Source organism: Brochothrix campestris FSL F6-1037 (genome assembly GCF_000525915.1).
GTDB classification, from domain to species: domain Bacteria; phylum Bacillota; class Bacilli; order Lactobacillales; family Listeriaceae; genus Brochothrix; species Brochothrix campestris.
Genome location: NZ_AODH01000023.1, coordinates 16,584 through 39,486 on the forward strand (window position 1 = coordinate 16,584; position 22,903 = coordinate 39,486).

18 protein-coding genes and 4 pseudogenes are annotated in these 22,903 nt (G+C 41.1%); 3 read left to right on the top strand and 19 right to left on the bottom strand.

Going from position 1 to position 22,903, the window contains the following annotated elements:
- Window positions 1-56 precede the first annotated feature (56 nt).
- A protein-coding gene (locus BCAMP_RS13070) for an IS3 family transposase (protein ID WP_408605180.1) occupies window positions 57-1,474 on the top strand; the annotation gives its coding sequence in 2 pieces (ribosomal slippage) (window positions 57-531 and window positions 531-1,474; 1,419 coding nt in all).
- Window positions 1,475-1,578: 104 nt separating this feature from the next.
- On the opposite strand, the gene BCAMP_RS13490 is transcribed toward BCAMP_RS13070, so the two are convergent.
- Together BCAMP_RS13490 and coaA are read right to left on the bottom strand one after the other, a co-directional pair.
- Window positions 1,579-1,725 carry a hypothetical protein gene (locus BCAMP_RS13490; protein WP_156921164.1) on the bottom strand — a complete coding sequence of 49 codons (147 nt, stop codon included), beginning with the start codon at window positions 1,723-1,725 and terminating at the stop codon, window positions 1,579-1,581.
- A gap of 109 nt (window positions 1,726-1,834) precedes the next feature.
- Window positions 1,835-2,753: pseudogene (coaA, locus tag BCAMP_RS06105) on the bottom strand (type I pantothenate kinase).
- 169 nt (window positions 2,754-2,922) lie between these two features.
- On the opposite strand from coaA, the gene BCAMP_RS06110 reads away from it, so the two are divergent.
- Window positions 2,923-3,966: an alpha/beta hydrolase gene (locus BCAMP_RS06110; protein ID WP_035314493.1), complete on the top strand. Its 1,044-nt coding sequence runs from the start codon at window positions 2,923-2,925 to the stop codon at window positions 3,964-3,966.
- A 53-nt stretch (window positions 3,967-4,019) separates the two neighbouring features.
- On the opposite strand, the gene BCAMP_RS06115 is transcribed toward BCAMP_RS06110, so the two are convergent.
- The 6 genes and pseudogenes from BCAMP_RS06115 to BCAMP_RS06140 all read right to left on the bottom strand — a co-directional run bounded on the left by BCAMP_RS06115 (window position 4,020) and on the right by BCAMP_RS06140 (window position 9,146).
- Window positions 4,020-4,730: a carbonic anhydrase family protein gene (locus BCAMP_RS06115; protein WP_035314495.1), complete on the bottom strand. Its 711-nt coding sequence runs from the start codon at window positions 4,728-4,730 to the stop codon at window positions 4,020-4,022.
- 102 nt (window positions 4,731-4,832) lie between these two features.
- Window positions 4,833-5,908 (bottom strand): annotated as a pseudogene (locus tag BCAMP_RS06120) (ABC transporter substrate-binding protein).
- Window positions 5,905-6,702, bottom strand: a complete 798-nt coding sequence (locus BCAMP_RS06125; protein WP_035314496.1) for an ABC transporter permease — start codon at window positions 6,700-6,702, stop codon at window positions 5,905-5,907. The pseudogene BCAMP_RS06120 and the gene BCAMP_RS06125 overlap by 4 nt, the downstream one beginning before the upstream one ends.
- Window positions 6,699-7,502, bottom strand: a complete 804-nt coding sequence (locus BCAMP_RS06130) for an ABC transporter permease (RefSeq protein WP_035314498.1) — start codon at window positions 7,500-7,502, stop codon at window positions 6,699-6,701. Before BCAMP_RS06130 ends, BCAMP_RS06125 begins: the two co-directional genes overlap by 4 nt.
- The gene (locus tag BCAMP_RS06135; RefSeq protein WP_035314499.1) at window positions 7,502-8,590 is read right to left on the bottom strand and encodes an ABC transporter ATP-binding protein; all 1,089 of its coding nucleotides are present in this window, start codon (window positions 8,588-8,590) and stop codon (window positions 7,502-7,504) included. The genes BCAMP_RS06130 and BCAMP_RS06135 overlap by 1 nt, the downstream gene beginning before the upstream one ends.
- 11 nt (window positions 8,591-8,601) lie before the next feature.
- Window positions 8,602-9,146 (bottom strand): annotated as a pseudogene (locus tag BCAMP_RS06140) (helix-turn-helix domain-containing protein).
- 232 nt (window positions 9,147-9,378) lie between these two features.
- Here BCAMP_RS06140 and BCAMP_RS06145 point away from each other — a divergent pair.
- Complete coding sequence (locus BCAMP_RS06145; protein ID WP_035314501.1) at window positions 9,379-10,011, top strand: NAD(P)-dependent oxidoreductase; 633 nt, start codon at window positions 9,379-9,381, stop codon at window positions 10,009-10,011.
- Between the two features lie 122 nt (window positions 10,012-10,133).
- Here the strand turns inward: BCAMP_RS06145 and BCAMP_RS13075 are convergent.
- From BCAMP_RS13075 to BCAMP_RS13495, 11 genes and pseudogenes are all read right to left on the bottom strand, one after another.
- Window positions 10,134-10,582 (bottom strand): annotated as a pseudogene (locus BCAMP_RS13075) (IS3 family transposase); the annotation flags it as partial.
- Between the two features lie 177 nt (window positions 10,583-10,759).
- Entirely contained in the window at window positions 10,760-12,829 is a 2,070-nt protein-coding gene (locus BCAMP_RS06155; RefSeq protein WP_035314503.1) for a Na+/H+ antiporter, read from the bottom strand.
- 175 nt (window positions 12,830-13,004) lie between these two features.
- The gene (locus tag BCAMP_RS06160; RefSeq protein WP_035314505.1) at window positions 13,005-13,718 is read right to left on the bottom strand and encodes a LutC/YkgG family protein; all 714 of its coding nucleotides are present in this window, start codon (window positions 13,716-13,718) and stop codon (window positions 13,005-13,007) included.
- Window positions 13,702-15,186 carry a LutB/LldF family L-lactate oxidation iron-sulfur protein gene (locus BCAMP_RS06165; RefSeq protein ID WP_035314506.1) on the bottom strand — a complete coding sequence of 495 codons (1,485 nt, stop codon included), beginning with the start codon at window positions 15,184-15,186 and terminating at the stop codon, window positions 13,702-13,704. The genes BCAMP_RS06160 and BCAMP_RS06165 overlap by 17 nt, the downstream gene beginning before the upstream one ends.
- A 16-nt stretch (window positions 15,187-15,202) precedes the next feature.
- Complete coding sequence (locus tag BCAMP_RS06170) at window positions 15,203-15,934, bottom strand: (Fe-S)-binding protein (RefSeq protein WP_035314507.1); 732 nt, start codon at window positions 15,932-15,934, stop codon at window positions 15,203-15,205.
- 152 nt (window positions 15,935-16,086) lie between these two features.
- Window positions 16,087-17,391 (bottom strand): hemolysin family protein, encoded by a 1,305-nt coding sequence (locus BCAMP_RS06175; RefSeq protein WP_035314509.1) that lies wholly within the window; start codon window positions 17,389-17,391, stop codon window positions 16,087-16,089.
- Between the two features lie 36 nt (window positions 17,392-17,427).
- Entirely contained in the window at window positions 17,428-18,285 is an 858-nt protein-coding gene (locus BCAMP_RS06180) for an HAD family hydrolase (protein ID WP_035314510.1), read from the bottom strand.
- A 316-nt stretch (window positions 18,286-18,601) separates the two neighbouring features.
- The gene (locus tag BCAMP_RS06185; RefSeq protein WP_035314512.1) at window positions 18,602-20,476 is read right to left on the bottom strand and encodes a PTS fructose transporter subunit IIABC; all 1,875 of its coding nucleotides are present in this window, start codon (window positions 20,474-20,476) and stop codon (window positions 18,602-18,604) included.
- Window positions 20,477-20,488: 12 nt separating this feature from the next.
- Window positions 20,489-21,400, bottom strand: coding sequence for a 1-phosphofructokinase (pfkB, locus tag BCAMP_RS06190; RefSeq protein ID WP_035314513.1), 912 nt, complete (start codon window positions 21,398-21,400; stop codon window positions 20,489-20,491).
- Window positions 21,401-21,402: 2 nt separating this feature from the next.
- A complete protein-coding gene (locus BCAMP_RS06195) occupies window positions 21,403-22,149 on the bottom strand; it encodes a DeoR/GlpR family DNA-binding transcription regulator (RefSeq protein ID WP_035314515.1) in 747 nt (248 codons plus the stop codon).
- A gap of 216 nt (window positions 22,150-22,365) precedes the next feature.
- Window positions 22,366-22,512, bottom strand: coding sequence for a hypothetical protein (locus BCAMP_RS13495; RefSeq protein ID WP_156921166.1), 147 nt, complete (start codon window positions 22,510-22,512; stop codon window positions 22,366-22,368).
- Window positions 22,513-22,903: the final 391 nt, after the last annotated feature.

The window sequence follows — 22,903 nt, forward strand, 5'->3', positions numbered from 1 at the left end:
TGAAGCGACCCCCAAAAGTTAGACCAAAAATCTAACGTTTGGAGGTCGCTATTTTTATGGCAAAATATAATTTTGAATTTAAATTTAGAATCGTTCAAAAATACCTTGATGGAGAAGGCCTATTGTATCTAGCGAATAAATATGAATTGAAAGATAAGAAACAGATACTAAGGTGGGTTAATATTTATAAAGAATTTGGTGAAGAAGGTCTTTTTAGAAAGCGTCAAAATCAAAAATATTCTGTTCAATTCAAGTTAGATGCGATAGAGTTATATCAAACAAGTGAAATGTCCTATCGTGATGTGGCTAATGCCATAGGCATTAATAATCCACCTCTGATTGCATCATGGATGCGTAAGTTTAGAGAGGATGGAGTCGAAGGACTTTCAAAAACGAAAGGACGTCCTTCTAATATGTCTAAGAAAAAGAAAGCTGTAAAAAAAGTTGCAATATGTGAAATAGCTGGAGAACGCGACCGCATCAAAGATTTAGAGAAACAAGTGCGTTCGCTTCAAATTGAGAATGCCTTTTTAAAAGAATTGAGGAAGCTGCGAAAACTGGAAGCTCAACAAAGACAAAAGAATCAGTCGCACGAATCATCGACAGCCTCCGAGGATCATTCAAATTAGTTGAGCTTCTTGAAACATTAAAATTTCCTAAAGCAACCTATATGTATTGGAAGAAACGCTTTAATCGCTTAAATCCAGATCAAGATATCGAAAATAAAATGTTAGAAATTCGTCAAGAACATAAGGATTATGGTTGCCTTCGAATGAAAAAAGAATTGGAAAACTACGGATTATCTATCAATAAAAAGAAAGTTCAACGTTTGATAAAAAAATTAGGTATCGAGGTGAAATCCTATACTAGAAAGTCACGTCGATATAGTTCTTATCGTGGCAAGGTCGGTAGAATTGCTAAAAATCTTATTCATCGACGATTCTACACGAGTATTTGCCATCAAAAAATAACAACTGATACAACCGAGTTCAAATATTTTGAAGCAGACACCTCAGGTGTCATTCGTCAGAAAAAACTTTATTTAGATCCTTTTATGGACCTATACAATAGTGAAATTCTTTCTTATCGAGTATCAGAGAAGCCGAATGCAGCAGCTATTATAAACGGATTAGCAGATGCTATCAAGACAACAAATAATTGCCCTTTTCGTAGAATATTCCATTCAGACCAAGGATGGGCTTATCAAATGGCTGCATGCAGTGATAAACTCAAGGAACATAAAATCTTTCAAAGCATGTCCCGAAAAGGGAATTGTTTAGATAATTCTCCTATGGAAAACTTCTTTGGTCTTTTGAAACAAGAAATTTTCCATGGTGAAATCTATCATAGCTTCGAGGAACTCAAACGAGCGATTGATCGCTATATTCACTACTACAATAATAAACGTATGAAAAAGAAGCTAAACTGGCAAAGTCCCGTTCAATTTCGTAAAACAGCACGATTAGTTGCGTAGTCAGCCATTTTAAAACATGAAAAAAAGGAGTGGATTTCTCCACTCCCTAAAAGTCTAACTTTTGGGGGTCACTACAGATATCGATCGTGCATTCGTTTTTTTTGTTACTTACTTTCTATCGCTTCATACTTAACGGGTGACTGTAGATCAACGTTATTGTCTGCTGCTACTTGAACCACAATTAAATATGAGCAATAGACCGTTAAAATTAGACCGGCAACTGTAAGCGCGACACGGAAAGATGTTCCCATGAGTTGTTTACCTCTCTTTTGAGTAGAATTGTCAGCAGAATTGCTCGGCAATCTGTCGGTCTGACATCCTTATTGTATGCTGTTTGATTCAAAATTGCAATCAAAGCTGTTACTTTCGTAATTTAATTTCGTCAATTTTATGATTTTCGCCCTTTTTCAGAATCAATTTTGCTCGATTACGAGTCGGCTCAATGTGTTTTTCTAAGTTAATTTCATTGATGCGATGCCAGACATCATCAGCAATCGCTAAAGCTTGTTCATCGGTTTTATCAACATACGTATGAAAATATGATTCTGGTTTTAAAAAAGGCCGTTTCACGTAAAAGCATAAACCGTTCGACGTACCATTTTTGAATCAATCCCTTATCAGCATCCATATAAATTGAAAAATCGAAGAAGTCAGTGGTGAAAAACGGTTGTTTGAGATTGCCTTGCAATACATTAACCCCTTCAACAATCACGACATCGGGTTCAATTAAGGTTTGTTTTTCATCCGACAAGACATCATAGGTTAAATGCGAGTAGAGTGGTACTTGAATTTCTGTTTGACCACTTTTCAATTCACTCAAAAAACGAATGATGCGGCGGCCATCATAACTTTCAGGAAAGCCTTTACGATCCATCATATCAGCCTTTCGAAGCACTTTATTCGGGAATAAAAAACCATCAGTCGTCACTAACTCAACATTTAATGCTGGTAAAGCATAGCTTAACAAAACTTGCAGCAGTCGTGCAATCGTACTTTTCCCAACTGCGACACTGCCAGCAATCCCAATAATAAACGGGGCAGGCTTATCTGTTTTCTTCAGAAACTGATTTAATTCGGTGTTTTTCGTTTGAAACTCTTTAATATGAATGGCTAATAATTTAATTAATGGGAGGTAGACTTCTTCTACATCTGCTAATGATAATCGGTCATTTAAACTTTCAATCCGCGTTAACTCAGATAGGGATAAATCTGGTAGTGTGATTTTTTCTAACGTTTTCCATTCCGATCTTGTAAACGTACGATATAAGGCTTCTTTCATTTTAAGTATCCTTTCAACGCTATAAATTAAGCACTGGCTCCAACTTCTACATTATACTTGAATTCACGCTGATTGAACAATCACAACCCTCACCGCTGAGTCTTTAATTGCTTATTATTTCGGAAAATTGGTATAATGGTAAAGAAGTGAAATTAAAGGAGTGAACGAGATGAATAAATTTTTAAAATGGCTATTTGTAGGATTTGCGACACTTGTATTATTGCCCTTTACGGTGCTTTTTTTCATATTCCGTAAAGCTAAAGGCGTGCCCATCGCCCACCCTGAACAATTAGAAAACTTAAACGATGACGCTAAAGAATACGTTAAAACAAGCGGTAGTACGACTGATATTGGCAGCCGTTATAAATACATCCGTGTAACCGATAAATTAACACCTGTACGTCCCTCTGTTCACGTAGGACTGGTTGAAGATAAAAAAATCGCGGGACCAAAAGGCACTCAGTTGCCGATTAGAATTTATACACCGATTAAAGATGGCCCTTACAAAGTAATGCTTTACTTCCATGATGGTGGCTTCATTAACGGCAATCTCCAAACAACTGATGCGCTTGCACGTGACATCGTTGAAGAAACTGGTTTCAAAGTCATCACAGTCGAATACCGCTTAGCTCCCGATGCGCCGTTTCCTGCTGCTGTCGAAGATGCATTCGCAGCCTTAGAATGGGCACAGGCTCATCCTGCTAGCCTTGAATACGACGGTTCTGGTTTTATCGTTGCCGGTGAAGGTTCTGGTGCTAACCTCGCGGCTGTTATTAGTATTTTAGCCCGCGACAAACAATCTGAAGCGAAGATTAGTGAACAACTCTTATTTAGCCCGATCACTGATATTTTCTCGCGTGACGCCAGTGTCTTATACCCCTCATTTGATATTTTTGATGAAGGCTTTGTTCTTACCAAAGATGGCTTAGATAAGATGTTTAGCCTCTACATAGCTGATAATTATGAACTGAAATACAATCCTTTATTAGCACCTATTCGCACTAAGGACTTAACTAACTTACCGCCAGCACTTATTATTTCAGCACAATTTGATCCATTACGTGATCAAGCTCGCAAATATGCTGATGTCTTAGCCAAAGCTGGTGTAACAGTTGAACATCATGAAATCGAACGCGTAACGCACGGTTACATGGCGCATTTACCAAATGCTGCTGCTCATGTTTTACAACTCGTTAACAAATTCGTTAAATAAAACCAAAAGAAGGCCACACTTGCATCCTAGCAAGTGTGGCCTTCTTTTCATGATTAATATTTAGAAACAATGCGACCGTTTAAAGGCTGTACCGGACGATTAGAGCCATTTAACAAATTAACAAAGGCTGTATACTGTTCGTGGCTAATAATCATTGGACGCTTCCTCACCATCCATGTCACGCATTCTAGTGTCGGTGGTGTTGTTAACGAGCCATCATACACATAAATTGTTTCACGGCTGTCGGCAATTAAGGTTGCTGGGTTAAACTGCCAGCTGCCTTTTTTACCTTCGGACTGAGCCAGTTGCCATTGCTCAGCTAAACCAGCCAAGAGACGGTTATCGCGCTCGCCAATTTTCATGAAAAAGGCCCGTACAATCACACCGCCCTGCTCATTCGTATGGACAAGATGACCTTCAAGCGGATAATGAAATCCATCCATCTGATGTTCACTTGGCATGTGCATGTGCCAGTTTGTTAAATGGTATTTAACACCGCGGTATGTCAAATAATTGGTGTTTTCTTGTGGATAAGCATGAAAGACACGATCGCCCTTCATCTCACAATCAAAGGTTAAATTTGTGTAGTGATACGTTACTGGTAGTACAGATACAGCGGTAAGCGCATCTGCGCGTTCGATGTTAATCGGAGACTGTGCTAAGCCGGTTTTTGCGATGGCAAACGCCTCACATAAATCGCCCCAGTCTGTACTCCCAGTACCGTCTAGCTTATATGTCCATTGTTTTATTTGTTGAATCCCCATCGTCTTACCCCCTATAGCAAATCGGGCGATAGTTACTGAAACAGAACCGTCCCGTTGTCTTGCCTTAATTTAGTCTTATTATAAGCCTAATTTTACAATTTGTCACCGTTTAGCCATTTTTAATTGCAAATATAGTTCATTGTAGAGGGATAACTTTTCGGGACCTAAGTCAGCATAGACTTCGAGCCCTTTCACTTCAGAAAAATCAGGGTAAAAACGTTCATCATTGGCCACTTCCAGTGGTAAAAAGGCCTTAGCTTTCGTCACCGGTGTTGAGTAACCGACGTAGTCTGCATTAGCAGCGGCATGTTCTGGCTCCAACATGAAATTGATAAAGGCATAGGCAGCCTCCTTATTTTTGGCTTTTTTTTGGAATTGCCATCGTATCAAACCAAAGGTTCGTTCCTTCTGAGGGGATGACGTAATCAAGTTCAGCATCTTCCTGCACAATGTTAGCTGCCTCGCCTGACCATACGACGCCGAGGGCTGACTCTTTATTTTGAATCATCAATTTGATCTCGTCCCCGACAATCGCTTTGACATTCGGCATCAATTGTTTCAGCTTTGTCTGTGCCTCGTCGAGATGGGTTGGGTTCACATCGTTCAACGAGTAACCTAACGTATTGAGCCCCATTCCCATCACTTCACGCGCCCCATCAACGAGCATGATTTCACCCTTTAATTCGGGACGATATAAATCTGACCAACTTGTAATCGTCAAACCATCGAGCATGCGACTGTTATATAAAATCCCGACTGTTCCCCAAAAATACGGAATTGAATAATTATTGCCGTCATCATAATTTAAGTGTCTAAAGTTCGCATCGATGTTATTAAACTGTGAGATCTTTGTTTTATCGAGTTTCTCAAGCAGGTTGGCTTTTTTCATTTTAGCAATTGTATAGTCAGACGGTACGATTAAATCGAAGTTGGTTCCGCCTTGCTCAATTTTGGTCATCATTGCCTCGTTGCTATCAAACGTTTGGTAACTGACATGTATGCCCGTTTCCTTCTCAAAGGTTGTAATTAACTCCGGGTCGATGTAATCGCCCCAATTGTAAATCGTTAAGGTATTTCCAGCAGTATTGCCGCTGGCCGCATTCATTTTAACGGCAATTAACAAAATGATTAAGGCGACGACGATAATGCCAGAAAAAAAAATAAACTAATCGTTTCATTTACGTATCCCCTTTGCTCGTTTGTCTTTAATGCTTAAGAAGTAATAACCTAATACGAGTGCTAACGTAATCACAAACAGGATGGTTGAAATCGCATTGATTGAAAGTGATACACCCGTTCTTGCCCGTGAATAAATTTCAATACCTAAGGTTGAAAAACCGTTTCCGGTCACAAAGAAAGTAACAGCAAAGTCATCCAGTGAGTATGTTAACGCCATAAAGAACCCCGCAAAGATACTCGACGTCAGCGAAGGTAAAATCACCTTCGTGAGGACCTGCCACTGGTTAGCACCTAAATCTTGGGCGGCACGGACGAGTGATGGACTCATTTCATTTAATTTTGGCAATACCATTAGCACGACAATCGGTACGCTAAAGGCAATATGGGCAATTAAAACCGAGGCAAAACCGAGTTTCAAACCGACCATTGTAAAGAGGATTAAAAAGGAGGCCCCAATAATGACATCCGGTGAAACGATTAAAACGTTGTTTAACGTTAAGATACTGTTTTTATACTGACGTTTTGGTGCGTAACGAATGGCCAAAGCACCAAACACACCAATAATGACCGCGATGGTTGACGATAGTAGCGCAATCGCAAACGTATCGAGCACGATCATAATCAACCGTTTATCTTGAAACACTTCTTGATAATAGTCCAAGGTGAAACCCGAAAAATTAACCATTGTGCCTGCCTTATTAAACGAAAACAACGCCATGTATAGGATTGGCACATAGAGCACTGCAAAGACAGCGACTAAATAGACATTGCCCCATTTCATTTGTTTGTTCATTCGCCCGCTCCTTTCTTACCACTCATGGCAAACATAATAATTCCCATCGCCACAATGAGAACGACGGCAATAGTGGAACCCATTCCCCAGTCTTGGGTCACGAGAAAATGTTGTTCAATGGCTGTTCCGAGTGTCACAACGCGATTGCCCGAAATTAAACGGGTAATCATAAAGAGTGACAAGGCGGGAATAAAAACAGCCTGCGTGCCGGCTTTAATGCCATCGAGTGTTAATGGGAAAATCACGCGACGAAATGTCTGAGCGCTTGAGGCCCCTAAATCACGTGAAGCCCGAATGAGCGATGGATTTAAATCTTCTAACGCGTTGAAAATCGGCATGATCATAAACGGTATGAAGATGTAGGTCGTGACAAATACGTAGCTAAAATCGGTAAACAATAGCTGTTGGGCGGGTATCCCAAAGAAGCTAAACACCTCATTGACTGGGCCATAGGCGCCAAATAAACCGATGAAAGCATAGGTTTTCAACAATAAATTAATCCAGGTGGGTAAAATAATTAATAACAACCATAGTTGTTTATGCTTCGTATGTGTTAATAAATAAGCCGTTGGATACGCCACTGCCAAGCAGAAAAACGTCACTAAAAACGCATACCAAAACGAACTCAAGGTCATTTTTAAGTATACCGGTGTTGCAAAGCGGCGGTAGTTATCGAAGGTGAAGTGACCGCTAATATCAAACAATGAATAGTAGGCGACAAGCAAAACCGGCAATATCACAAATAAAATAATCCATAAGAAATAAGGAACTGAATACAGGCGTCGAAAAGTTTTACTCATTAGGACACCTCATACGCTTCAAGTCGTTTGTCGAACTCGGCCTCAGACTCATCCAAGCGCATGACATGGATGTCTTCGGCGTTAAACTCCAACCCGATTGTATCGCCAACACTTGCTTTCTTCGTCGAATGCACAAGCCAATCATTCCCCTCGCTATCGACTGCGAAAATTTCGTAATGGACACCGCGGAACAACTGTGATGTCACAGTGACTTGTAACTTGCCCTGGTGTTGCTCTGTTAAAACTAAGTCTTCGGGGCGGATTACAATTTCAATCGCTTCATTCGGACGTAAGCCTTGATCAACACAGTCAAACTGTTTGCCTGCAAAAACTACCTTAAAATCGGATAACATGTTGCCCGCGATAATATTTGATTCACCAATGAAATCAGCCACAAACCGGTTGATTGGTTCATCATAGATGTCAATTGGTGTGCCGCTTTGTTGAATCTCGCCCTCATTTAAGACAAAAATTTCATCTGACATCGCCAACGCTTCTTCTTGGTCATGGGTAACAAAAATAAAAGTAATCCCTAAGCGACGTTGTAACTGCCGCAATTCATTTTGCATCGCGACCCGCAATTTCAAATCCAATGCCGATAAGGGTTCATCGAGTAAGATGATGTCAGGCTCATTAACAATTGCCCGGGCAATTGCCACACGTTGACGTTGACCACCACTCATTGCTTGGATGTCACGGTTAATAAAACCTGATAAATTCATCATCGCTAACGCTTCTTCGACCTTTTTGACAATCACTTTTTCACTTACTTTTTTTAAACGGAGACCAAAGGCAACGTTTTCGAACACATTCAAATGAGGAAATAAGGCGTAATCTTGAAAAACCGTATTAATCGGTCGTTTATTCGGTGGTAAATGGTCGATTTTTTCACCATTTAATAAAATACGGCCACTGGTAATGTCTGTAAAACCAGCAATCAATTGTAAAATGGTTGTTTTGCCACAGCCTGATGGGCCAAGTAACGTGTAAAACTTCCCTTTTTCAATCGTAAAATTCATCTCGTTCAAGACGAGGGTGTCATCATATTTTTTTGTGACATTTTTAAATTCAATGATAGGTGTCGTCATGTCATTCTCCTTTATAGGTAAGAGTTCGTTGCTACAAGTACAATTACACTTTTAGTGTCACTGTCGCTATAAATCCGATGAGGCTGTGACGCTTGAAAATAGAGAGCTTCGCCCGCTTTTAGTCGATGGACTGTTTGTCCAAATTGAATCTTGATAACGCCGGCTAAACAATAGCCAAACGTTTCGGATAATGACGGTTCAAATTGTTTGAAACTGCCTTTTTGGGGGAAGGTTAAAATCACCGGTTCCATTTCTTTTTCATTTGATTCTGGTACGAGCCACTTAATTTGATAGCCTTTTTCAGTATCTTCGTAATACGTATGTTCTGCTTCATCGTAAATGATTTTTTGCTGTTGTGTTTTCTCATCAAAGAAACTTTTGGGGCTCACACCAAGCACTTCTAATATATCAAAAAAAAGTTTCCATCGAAGGTGAACTGCTCTCATGTTCAATTTGCGAGATATACCCCTTGGATAAATCAGTCCGTTCTGCCAACTCTTCTTGTGTTAAGCCTTTTTTTTAAGCGTAAATTTTTCAAACTTTGGCCGATATTCATTCGAAACCTCCTTGTTAGTCTTCTTTACAACGTTACGTTGTGTTAGTGCAACGGTACGTTGAATCGATACAACCTCAAGTTTAGTCTAAGTAAACTTATAGTTTACTAACAACGTAATTATACTCTATTATGCAAGAATTGCAATATCGAATAAGAGCTTTTTCTTGACCTTTTTATTTAATGTAACTACAATGGTTACATAAAGGGAAATATAAAACTGGAGGTAATAACAATGAAATTAGCAATTATTGGTGCAAGTGGTAAAGCAGGACAATTTATTTTACAAGAGGCGCTTGATCGCAAACTCGATGTGACTGCGATTGTGCGTAACAAGGCGAACATTTCACAACCGGTTAAGGTGATTGAAAAAGAGGTGTTTGATCTCGAAACAGCTGATATCAACGCTTTCGATGTCATTATCAATGCCTTTGGTGCTAAACCCGGCGACGAAGAATTACATGTTAAAGCTGGACGCCATTTAATCAAAATTTTCACAAATACAACCACCCGCTTATTAGTCGTTGGTGGTGCTGGTAGTTTGTATGTTGATCCCGAAAAAATCACCCGTGTGATGGATACCCCTGAATTCCCCGCAGCCTTTTTACCGACTGCTTCCAACCAAGGGCAAAACCTTACCGATCTACAAGTGTCACCCATTAACTGGACCTTCTTAAGTCCGTCAGCCTTTTTTAATCCTGACGGTATTCGGACGGGTCACTACGTTGCTGGTCGCGATCATTTACTGGCTAACAAAGCGAATGAAAGTTATATCAGCTATGCGGATTATGCCATCGCGATGATTGATGAGGCTGTTCATCCGAAGCATCAAAATGAACGTTTCACTGTTGTCGGTGAAAGCAAGTAAGTTAATAGCAACAAAAAAGCAATCGTGCTCAGGCGAACTTGGGGACTGAACCCACAACACTGGACAGTCACAAAAAAGTATTATCCAACCAGTTTCAATTGAATTCGAGAATCGTTATACTAGGCAATATAATCTCTGGCAGTACGTTCAACAATTACCGTTGTTGTTCGCGTTAATCCGTCGAGATAGAACGTTTCAGACTTTAGCGTGGAATGAAACGATTCGATTGGGGCATTATCAGCGGGCATTCCTTCACGGGACATGCTCCTGGTAATGCCTTTGCTTTTGACTGCTTCTTGATACGCTGCGGATGTATAGACAGAACCATGATCACTATGCCGCATTGTCCCTTCGGGCAAGCTCGTTAATTGATTCAACGTATCTAATACAAGTAAGGTATCTTGCGTTTCTCCAATCGTATAATACTGGAAAGATATAATACTTTTCCACCAAATGGCAAGGCGGTAATATCCGTTACTAATCTTTCGAGCGGCTTTGTCGTAAAGAATTCGCGCTTTAGATAGTTTTCTGCGACAATTGTCGATTGACCCTTTCTTTTTCGTTGGAATACCAGATAGTTTCAGCTCAACAGCCTTCATTTTAATTTCATATAGATAACTTACACGTGTGCCGATAAAAAAATACACCTCCAAAGAATAATAGGTATCTATACCCGAAAATTCTTTGAAGATGCTTTTTTGTTTTGTCTAACCCTAAGGGGTCAGTCCGCCTGAACGCGATTGTTTTTTTAATCTTCGGTGGATTGACTATCCAACAAATAAGTTTCCATGAAGTTAATGTTTTGGCGAATGTCGTGGGCCATTTCCCGTGAAATCCGTCCTTCTTCATAAAATTGTTGCAGCGAATCCCGCTCCGCTTGCAGTGCTCGAATACGAATATCATTTTTAATAATTTCAAAATCGGCACTGTGTTTTAATGCACCTGTTTGATTTTTCAAGCGGCTAATAATCATTGATTGTTCGCTAATAATTGAGCTCACTAAGCGTTTGTTTTCTGGTGTAACATGCTCATTCAAGTAGCTCATCGCAGCGCGACCACTCTCTGCACGCCAATCTTTAATCGCTTGCAAATCCTGAGGTGAATATTTTTTCTTCTCACCGCTTGCTCGTTTTTGACGTTTACTTCGCAGTTGCAATGCCACATGCATGATGCTTACAAAGTAATAATTGAGACGCGTGCGTATCCGTCGTTCAATGCGTGTTTTCGTCGCATGAATTGTTTCGGATAAGCGATACGCAATTAACTTATTAATTTTACCTTCTTCAACGTAACGGTGTAAGAGCTCCTCTTGGATGGTTAACACTTTAATCCGTAACGCTTTCTCATCTGCCGACATTTGAATGCCGTATTCGTTAACGATTTGACCGCGTTGCACCCGACGAATCGAAGTCCGGTATTCTTCAATAATAACTTGCACCGCCGCCTTTATTTCTGGCTCTGGCTCTGATTCTAACTCGCGAATCACATCGCGGAAAATTTCAATTTGAATTCGGGCTTCAGCTTCTTCAATCGATTCACCGACTTGTAATTCAGCTTCCTCTTTTAAAATAATCGGCAACAAAACGTTCGATACGATTAATGAAACGAGGATGACACCCGCGGCTAAGAAAATAATTAACGCGCGCTCGGGGAACATCGCCCCACTTGCGAGGACGAATGGAATCGACATCGACCCAGCTAAGGTAACTGCACCGCGAACACCGGCGATTGAGATAATCGCACTGGATTCGAGCTGTTCTTTAACGGTTGTGTCCGTATCGTCGCGCTTTTGTTTACTGAGCAAACGCGGCACTAGCCATGAACCAAACACCCATACAAAACGAAGCACAATTAAGATAACATATAAAATCAAAATATATACGATGACCCGTTGATTGGATATCGCTGAATCTTCCCAAATACTCCCTAAAATATCAGGAATTTGTGACCCTAAAATGACAAACACTAAGCCATTGAGAATAAACACTAAAATATCCCACGTACTGGTCGAAACTAAATTCAACTTAACGACTTGGGTCGTGACACTCTTTTTCTCCATCCCATGCACAACACCAGCCATAACAACAGCAAGAATGCCTGAGACACCAATTTCTTCAGCTAAGATGTAAATAATAAAAGGTGTCACAATTTGCATTAAGAGATGGATCGTCACATCTTCCATACCGAAACGTCGCAACCAATGACGGATGCGGAGAATAAACCAAGCGGCAATTGCTCCGACAATTAAACCACCGACGGCGACCACCACAAAATTACCAGCGGCATTCCATAATGAGAAGGTGCCGGTTACCATTGCTGCAATGGCCATTTTAAAGGCAACAAGGCCCGAAGCATCGTTCATTAAAGCCTCACCTTCAAGCAATTGCATGATGTTTTTTGGCAGTTTAATCCGATCAGATAATGAACCCACGGCAACAGCATCGGTCGGCGATAAAATCGCTGCCAAAGCAAAGGCTGCCGGATATGGAATTGTTGGAATCATCCAGTGGATAAAATAACCAACTAAAAAGGTCGTTACAAAAACAAGTCCGACTGCCAGTAACACAATCGGGATCCGTAAGTTCCAGAGGGCTTCACTGTTCACTCGTTTACCATCATTAAAAAGTAACGGGGCAATAAAAAGCACTAAAAATAATTCCGGATCCAATTGTAAATGCCACAATGAAGGGATAAACGACAGGGCTGCTCCTAAAGCGATTTGAATCAATGGTACTGATACAAACGGAATAAAACGATTAATAACGTGCGATAAACCGATAATAAGTAGCATTATTAAAATAAAATCAAATATTGCCACCAAACCAACTCCTACTATTTTTTTCTATTCTTATTATCTCATACTAATTAATAGTTCGTCTAATATTAAGACCAGATACTTAGTCCTATTTTTTGATAAAACATACGAGGACTGTCGCCCCTCCTAAAAAAAAAACGCCTCCACCGTGAAAGCGGTGGGAGGACGTCGGTAGTATTCAATCTTCAATCACAATATAGGTCACCTTTAACGGGCCATGTACCCCTACAACTAGGATTGATTCAATATCGGCCGAATTCGACGGGCCTGATATAACATTAATGGCTGATCCGACCCGTTCCCCCGCTTCAATCCGGCGATTATAAGCTTTAGCCGCCTGCGTAATGCGGGGAACAAGTTGACTTTTTGGCGTGATGGCAATGTAGTGTACCGGTAAAAAATGCAAGGCGCGTCCTTGACCCGGAGTTGTTTCGACCACCACTGAGCCTGATTCAGCCAATAAATAATCACCAAAGACAATACCAATGTTGGCATTTGAGGCGTTCGTAATATTTAATTCACGATTTTCGATCCCTGGCAACCAGTGCGTGACCGTCGACTCTGGCCACGTTCCGTTCGCCAAGTCACCTAACCCATACTGGTGAAAGCGTTCATCGGTGGAAGTCATCACCGTTTCACTGCCGTATTGACGGGTAATTGTCAGCAAAGTAGCGGCTAATGCTGACGCTTTAGTTAAAACGACATCCGCGAGTAACGTTTCGCATTTCGCCTGTAAAATCGCCAACAATTCATCTGGTGACTTATCCGCCAACTGCGTGTGTGATAAGTTATTTAACGGCTCAAAATGAGTGACATCGGCTGTTTCTCGCGGACGTCCCAGTTTTTGTGCCAAGCCATTTAAAAAGGCATCGCGATTATGAATCTGTGTCATGTTTGTCACCCCGTTGTTTTTCACGTTCTTTAAACCATGAACGGAAATTATCTTTTTCTTTTACTGGCCGTGGTAAATCACGTACGTCGGTCCAGCCTTTAATTAGACCAGGCCCCTTTTTGATCACGCCATTCGTTGAAAAATTAATCGCGGCGACCGGGTCTTTGCTTGCGAGCACACCTAAACCGGCATGCGCCACTTTCAAGGCTGATTTAAAGAGGAACGGTTTGGCCGTACCTAAGGCAATCGCACGCATCTGTACATCTTGGAAGCCGTGCATCATCTTCTTCTCATCAGTCATGACGCGACGATGCTCAATCAATAACTGATGCAGTGGAATTTTAACCGGACACGTATCCGTACACGCCCCACATAAACTTGAGGCAAACGGTAACTCTTTGAATTCGTCATAGCCACCAATAATCGGTGATAAAATCGCGCCGACTGGGCCTGGATAAATCGAACCGTAACCATGGCCGCCAATGTGACGGTAGACCGGACAAACATTTAAGCAGGCACCGCAACGAATACATTGTAAAATCGATTGAAATTCCGTTCCCAACACTTTTGAACGGCCATTATCAACGATGACGACATGAAAATCTTCTGGTCCATCACTCTCGTCAGGTAGTTTTGGTCCAGCAAAGGTAATGTAAGTCGTTAAATCTTGACCAACAGCACTGCGGGCTAACAAGTTATCCAATACTTCGGCATCTTCTATGTTAGGAACAATCCGTTCCATCCCCATCACGACGATTTGTGTTTTAGGAATACTCTCAACTAAATCGGCATTTCCTTCGTTCGTCACAAGATTAACCTGACCCGAATTGGCAATCGCAAAATTACAACCTGTAATGCCGATATCTGCTTCTAAAAAATGTTGACGCAAAATACCACGCACAAACCGGGCCATCCGTTGCGGATTATCATCACCTTCATAACCAAGTTTATCATGAAACACTTGGCGGATTTGTTGCCGGTTTTTATGAATATCAGGAAAAACGATATGTGATGGCGCATCCCAGTCATCTTCTTGTAAGATGAATTCTGCTAAATCGGATTCAAAAAACTCAATGTGAGACAGCTCGCGGATCATTTCATTCATCCCGATTTCTTCTGTTACCATTGATTTGGCCTTCACGATTTTTTGACTATTTTTCTGCTCAATTACTTGTTTAATGTAGTCACTGGCATCTTCAGCCGTTTCAGCAAAGAAGACATGCCCACCGCGCTTGGCGACATTGTCGCTAAACTGTTCCAAATAATAATCAAGATGGGTAATCGTATGTTGCCGAATTTGTTCGCCTAGTTCACGCCACTGCTCCCAATTACCGATGCGTTCGCGTGAGCCTTCACGTTTTTCCCATTGCACATCCTGTGATTTTTCGACCGCTTTTTGCATGAATTTATCTTCCTTCGATAAATCAATCCGCTCTTTAAATGGTTTATCACTTGTTGAAATTGGCATCTTTACAACTCCTCACTTAAACGTTGACTGTTACATTATGATTCAATACTTCGGCGATGTGCATAATACGAATGCGTTTACCGTCGCGGTTAAACTTGCCACCGATGTTCATCAGGCAGCCCATATCGGCACTGATTAAAATTTCGGCACCGGTATTAACGATGTCTTCAACTTTTTCAGTCACCATCTGCTCTGAAATGTCAGGCATTTTAACCGAGAAGGTACCACCGAATCCACAGCAGTTTTCGATATGTTCGAGTGGAATCATTTCGAGGTCTTTAACTTCTGCTAACAATTGATAAGGCGCCTTTTTTTCACCGAGCAATCGTGTCATATGGCACGAACGATGATAGGTTGCCTTACCGCTTAATTGCGCACCAACATCCGTTATCCCTAAGACATTCACAATAAACTGTGTAAATTCATAGGTTTTGTCATGGAGCTCGGCAGCAATGTCGCGGTACTCAGGGTCATCTTCGAAAATTTCTTTATATTCTTTTAGCATCGCCACACATGAACCCGATGGTCCGACGACATAGGTCGCGTTATTAAACGCTTTCATTTGATTGATCATTGAAGCGCGACTATCCTTATGATAGCCACTGTTGTACGTTGGTTGGCCGCAACAAATTTGCGAACCAGGTAGCTCTGTTTCACAGCCAAAGCGTTCTAACACTTCAACCATTGCCTTACCTACTTCGGGGAACATCATGTCTACTAAACATGTCGAAAAAATGGTCACTTTCACTAGCATAGCCTTCTTTCAGTTTATTATCACTATTTTGTAAGAACTACTCCTATAGTATAACTTTTATAAGTCATAATATCTATTATCAAAAGGCTAAACGGTTAGATAAAATAAAAAAACGCAGTCATTTGACTACGTTTCGCCTTATTTAACTATTTTTTTGTTATTAATGGGACTTTTTGAACTTCAACGAGCTGAATCGCATGATTTGATGTGCTAACCACCTTAAAGCGATACCCCGCTTCTTCAATAACAGTCCCTTCAATCGCAGCAAAATTAGTGTATAGCACCCATCCACCCATGGTATGGACAAAATGATTGGCCAAATTGGTGCCCAGACGCTCGTCAACGTCAATTAACAATTCGTCACCGGGAATCATATAATGATTGGGTGCAATTACCCGTACCTTGCCCGACTCATTGACCTCATCTAAATCACCAACAATCACTTCGAGGATGTCTTCAATCGTAATGATGCCACTCGTACCACCGTATTCATCGGTTACAACTGCAAAATTTTGGTGTCCTTGTCGCATTTGGTGCAACACTTCTTGCAAGTTATTGCCTTCAAATACTTTCATTTCGGGAATCATTAACGAATCGACGGTACGCTCAAAGATATTTTTGTCATTTGCCATTTGCGAGATGATAGTTTTTGCATGTAAAAGACCAACAACTTCATCTTTGTCGTTGTTTTCAACGACTAAATAATTATCAAACGGATGATCGGCAAACATTTCAATCAACTCATTGATGGTTTGATCGACGTTAATGGCCTGCACTTCAGTTCTTGGTACCATCACTTCTTGCACATGGATGTCATCCAGTTTAAAGATATTTTGCACATACTCATATTCCATTGGATTAACGATTCCTTGACGATAGCTGTCATTTAAAATGATTTTCAACTCTGTTGGTGTCACACCATTGTTGAGGGGGACGTCACGTTTGACACCAAATAAGCGTGTAATCAGATTAGCCGATTCATTGAGTAACCAGTTGAACGGATACATCGCATAGTACCAAGCAATAAGCGGTCGCGCAACAATTAATGCCACCTTATCGGCCGCTTGAATTGATAATGTTTTCGGTGCTAATTCTCCGACCACGACATTGATGTATGTAATCGCCAAAAAGGAAATTACGACAGCAACTGGTCCTTGTAAGGCTGGTGTTAACGGTAACACATTGAATAGCGGTTGCAACCAATGATGCATTGTTGCTTCACCAATCCACCCAAGGGCTAGGGCCGCGAGTGTGTTTCCGAGCTGACAGGCAGCTAAGTAATCATTCATTCGTGATGTAATCACACGCACGTATTTGGCCTTTTTATTGCCAGATTCTTCTAATTCTCTTACTTTTGTCGGTTTAAGCGCTACGATGGCAAACTCGGAGGCCACAAAAAAACCGGTGATGATGATTAATACAATAACTGCGAGCGAATTCACAACGTCCATCTTCTATCTCCTCTATGTTTACGACTGTTAGACATCTTAGTTAAACAGTTCGTGAAGGTAGCGGTAGACACCATCTTCTTCATTCGTATAAGGGTTGATAGCCGTTGCCAGTGCTTTGATTTCTGGCACCGCATTTTGCATCGCCACTGATTGACCAGCTAACTCGAACATCGGCACATCATTGTAACTGTCACCAAATACTAAAATGTTTTCTGGTTTTAGTTTAAAATGATTGAGCACGTATCGAATGCCTGATGCTTTCGAAATGTTTTCGACAATCAATTCGATGTTATTTGCCGATGATGAAAAATTAGCAAAGGGTTGTACTTTGGCCAGAGCACTTAAGTTCTTATTGAAGGCGATAATTTCAGCTGGATCACCATGATAAAAATAGATTTTAGCGATGTCTTCATGTGTACCGACTGGAATCCAATCGACGACGCCCGCTTCCATCGCGTTTTCGCGTGATAAAAATTCACCATCTTCTACGCTGGCAGGTTGTCCACCGGCAATATGTTGACGAATCCACTGTTCATCTGCTTGATAAATACGACGTTTGCCCGAAATCGGATTTAATTCGTAGTACATTTCAACTTCACGGGCACGTTCAACTAATTCTGTGACCAATTCTGCTGTTAAGGCATTTTTTTCAACGAGTTTACCTTCTAGGTAAACGGCCATTCCGTTTGTCGTTACCATTCCAGTGGGTTCAAACGGCACTGAAAAGGCACCTTTCATTTCTTCGATTGTACGTCCTGTACACACAAAAATGAGGTACCCCCGTGCTTTTAATTCCATTAAATAGTTTAATGAACGCTCGCTTGCTTTGTTTTCACTATTTAATAATGTCCCATCTAAATCGGTAAAAATAACCTTCACTTTTTCTATACTCATTACTAATCACCTTTCATCATTTAATTGCTATTACTATAGAATACCATAAATTTTTATTTATGCATGTTAAGAGTTTATTAATTGTTCACCTGCTCCTTTTTGAAAACAAAAAAAGAGTAGCGACAAAGATCGTCGCTACTGTGTGAGACTGAAGTTAAAAAGATATGTTTCTAACCGGTTGTTTTCACTTTCATTTCTCCAGTTCCATCAACCAGAACTTAGGAAATTTCACTCCCTCATCTGTCGACGGTAAATAATCGACACATTCGGTAGTTCCAATTTCTACAGTTCTAACCTGTTGTTTTCACTTTTCATTTCACTTTAATGGTTTCTTCCATAGTCCCATAATGATAGCGGCAACGACTGAACCGATTGCCACTGCAAGAACGAATAACCACGGGTGATTAGCCAAGGCAGCTAAAATGAAACCACCGTGTGGTGCTGGGAAGTTAATCGCCCACAATTGTGTTAAACCACCTGCAATGGCAGCACCGATGACACTTGAGACGATGATACGAATTGGATCGGCTGCTGCAAAGGGAATCGCACCTTCGGTAATAAAGGTTGCCCCTAACACATAGTTCGAAATACCAGCATTGCGTTCTTCGGCTGTGAATTTATTTTTAAAGAAGGTCGATGCTAAGGCCGTTGCGAATGGTGGAACCATCCCACCAGCCATAACAGCTGCCATCATTAAACCATTTGTATTACCGCTCGTTGTAAAGACACCTATTGAAAAAGCATAGGCTACTTTATTAAAGGGCCCCCCCATATCAATCGCCATCATCCCACCAAGAACAACACCTAAAATAATCGCATTACCAGTTCCCATTGAGTTTAAGCCTGTTGTTAAAATATCATTTAACCAACCAAAGACAGGGTCAAACACATAAAACATCACAGCACCCGTTAATAACAGGCCAAAAATCGGATAAAGTAACATCGGTTTAATACCAGCTAAAATCTTAGGTAGCTGAGCAAATACTTTACGTAAGCCTAAAACGATGTAACCGGCTAGGAAACCGGCAGCTAATGCCCCTAAGAAACCAGCATTCGCGTGTACAGCCATCAAACCACCAACCATACCAGGCATTAACCCTGGTCTATCCGCAATACTCATGGCAATAAAGCCAGCTAAAATTGGCATTAAGAACAGAAAGGCACCTTTTTCTCCGCCTGAAATGGTTGACAGTAATTTGTAAATCGTATTGTCGGTACCAAAGTTATTTTCAAAGATGAATGAGAGTGCCAGTAAAATCCCACCACCAATGACAAATGGCAGCATGTGTGAAATCCCATTCATTAAGTCTTTATAAATACGACTCCCAATTGACTCGTCATTTTCTTTCGAGTTGTTCGACTCAGTTGAGCCGCTGCCATGAAAAATCGGGGCATCACCAACTGAAGCACGTGTTACGAGTTCTTCTGACTTACGAAAGCCATCGGTGACAGGTCGTTTCAAGAGTGGTTTCCCGTCAAAACGATCCATCTCTACTTTTTTATCGGCCGCAATAATGACACCATCGGCGCGAGCAATTTCCGCGGCAGTCAAAACATTTTTAGCCCCTTCAGACCCATTTGTTTCAACCCGAATTCCAATCCCGAGTTCAGCACCTTTTTTAAGCAAGGCATCTTCAGACATATATGTATGGGCAATCCCATTCGGGCAGGCTGTTACGGCCACAACAAACTTTGTTGACGACGTCGTTGGTACACCTTCATCTGTTGCAGCTGTTTCCGCTTGTTTGGCATCAAACAAAGCAATTACTTCTGCTGGTGTCGTTGTCGCTTTAAGTTGTGCCATGAAGTCAGCATCAATTAACAACCGCGATAAGGCAGCAATTGTTTGGAGATGGACATCCGCCCCATCAGCTGGTGCAGCAATCATAAAGAACAGCTCAGCTGGCGCACCATCTAACGACTCAAACTCAATGCCGCTTTCACTTTTACCAAACACAACGGTCGGTTGTGTCACCGCGCTCGTTTTTGCGTGTGGCATTGCTACCCCTTCACCAATCCCAGTACTTGATTGCGCTTCGCGTTCGAGCAGTTTCGCTTTAAACAACTCTAAATCAGCGAGACGACCCGCATCATTTAAACGACCCGCCAATTCATTAAGCGCTTCGATTTTTGTAGAGGCGGTCATGTTCATGACCATCACCTCTGGTAACAATAATTCAGAAATTTTCATTGTGTGCACCCCTTATTTTTTAGTTACATTTACGGTTGGTACTAAGTTAGCGATTTCAGCCGCTGTTGCAATATCATATGAAAAGGCAGTTGCGCTCCCTGTGGCAACACCTGTTTGAAACGCTGTTAATAAATCACCGGTTTGAACAAAAGCTCCGATAAAGCCCCCAATCATTGAATCACCCGCGCCGACTGAATTTTTAACCGTGCCTGTTGGTACGTTACTTTCGAACACACCTTCAGCCGTTATTAAAATCGCGCCGGCGCCAGCCATTGAAACCAACACATTTTGGGCGCCCAATCTCCGCAGTTTTTGTCCGTATGTAATAATGTCGTCCTTTGTCTCTAAACTCACGTGAAACAAATCAGCCAATTCATGATGATTAGGCTTCACTAATAAAGGCTTTTGAGCCAACGCCCGTTCCAATGGATCACCGGTTGTATCAATCACAAATTGGGCACCGGCCTGCTTCACTTTGGCGATGATTTTATCATAAAAATCACGTCCGAGTGCTGGCGGAATGCTGCCTGATAAAATGACGATGTCGGCTGCTTGCAATTCATCAAACTGTGCCAATAACTGCTTAGCTTCTGCGGGTGTAATAGCAGGGCCCTGTGCGTTGATTTCGGTCTCAGCAGTTGCCTTTAGCTTCACATTAATGCGGGTATCGGCTGCAATCTGAATGAAATTATTCGGAATCTTAAAGTCATTCAAACAGTTTTTAATGAATTCACCGGTAAAGCCTCCTAAAAAACCAAGTGCTTGGTTAGCGACGGTTAGTTCATTCAAAATGCGTGACACATTAATGCCTTTTCCACCTGGTAATTTCAAATCGTTATGCATGCGGTTTACTTCACCGACGGTTAAGTCGTTTACTTCGACAATGTAATCAATTGCCGGATTTAAAGTCACTGTATAAATCATCTTTATCCCTCGATTATCGTTGTTTTTTGCGAAATGCGTGTACGCTCGTCTGATTCGAGCTGATTAGTTATGAGTGTCGCATCACTCAGTTGACAAATTTTAGCAAAGTAACTGCGCCCGCTTTTACTACTATCGGCTAACACATAAGTAACATTGGCGAGTGTGCTGCTTAAGCGTTTAATCTGGGCCTCGTCGGGATCGGGTGTCGTATAGCCTTTTGCGCTATCAAACCCGTTGGCACCGATAAAAGCACGATCAAAATGATAGTTTTTGATTGTTTCTGATGCAATCGCTCCGACCGCCGCTAACGTGCTCAATTTCACCTTGCCACCAATCGTATAAGTGGTCAATTGTTGTTGTGCTAATGCGACTGAATGTGGCAAACCATTCGTGACAACGGTTACATTTGGTGCCGTAATAAACGGAATCATCGCTAAGGTGGTTGAGCCTGCATCGATGTAGATGCATTCGTCGGCTTGAATTAAGGCAGCCGCTGCTTTGGCAATTGCTTGTTTTTGTTGTACGTGTTGCGTTGTTTTTTCTGACATCGCCGGTTCTTTTTCAGCGACATAAAAACGGGTCGCGCCCCCATGAATACGTTTCAGTAATTGCTGTTCTTCGAGTTCGCTTAAATCGCGACGAATCGTTGACTCTGATGCCCCGATTAAGGTGACGAGTTGATTTAATTTAACAATACCTTGCTGTTCAATTAGAGTTGTTATGCGTTGGTGTCGTTCGGCAGTTAACATGTCATCCCTCCATTTGTTTTTATTATAGCATGCAAACGGTCAAAAGCAAGCGTTTTCTTTCAAAAACATTCAAATTCTGTCATTTTCGCGAAAACGGTTCCATCAGTGCTAGGACAACGACTTTTTCATTGCGTCGTGACACTTGACGTATTTATTTCTGTAACCCATATGAATAAAAGCCATCTATTAGAATTTTCTCTAATAGATGGCTTTTATTCAAAGTCTTTTTTTCTCTACTTTATCTGAGTCTGCCAAAACAGATTCAGAATAAGCTTCTTGGTAAACTATCCATCCTTCTGAACTCATTTGTGACGATTCGTTAGCAATGAGTGCTTCAGCTAATTTACATTCAGAAATATTCATTCTTATCACCCTCCAAAATAAAGCTATTCACTTTTTTAAACACGTGATATAATTAATTATCTGATTAGTCAAATAATTAAAGTCGGAAAACACACTTTTTTTGGGAGGCTATTTACTGAATGATAAATATTATTAATATGCAATCGCCGATAGTAAAATTAAGCTAGACAAATAAAAAAGTCATTTGTGCGACACTCAAAATAGTTCCGACCAAAGAATTATTAGGAGTGTAGACAAATGACCTATAAACATCTCTACACCAAATGTACTTGTAATGATAGAAGCCTATTTCCAAACGAAACAATCTGTTTTAACCGGATTGAAGAGACTAGGATGTTCAAGACAAACGATTTATAATGTCTACAATTTTTTTTAAGAAAGGTTCCTCAGC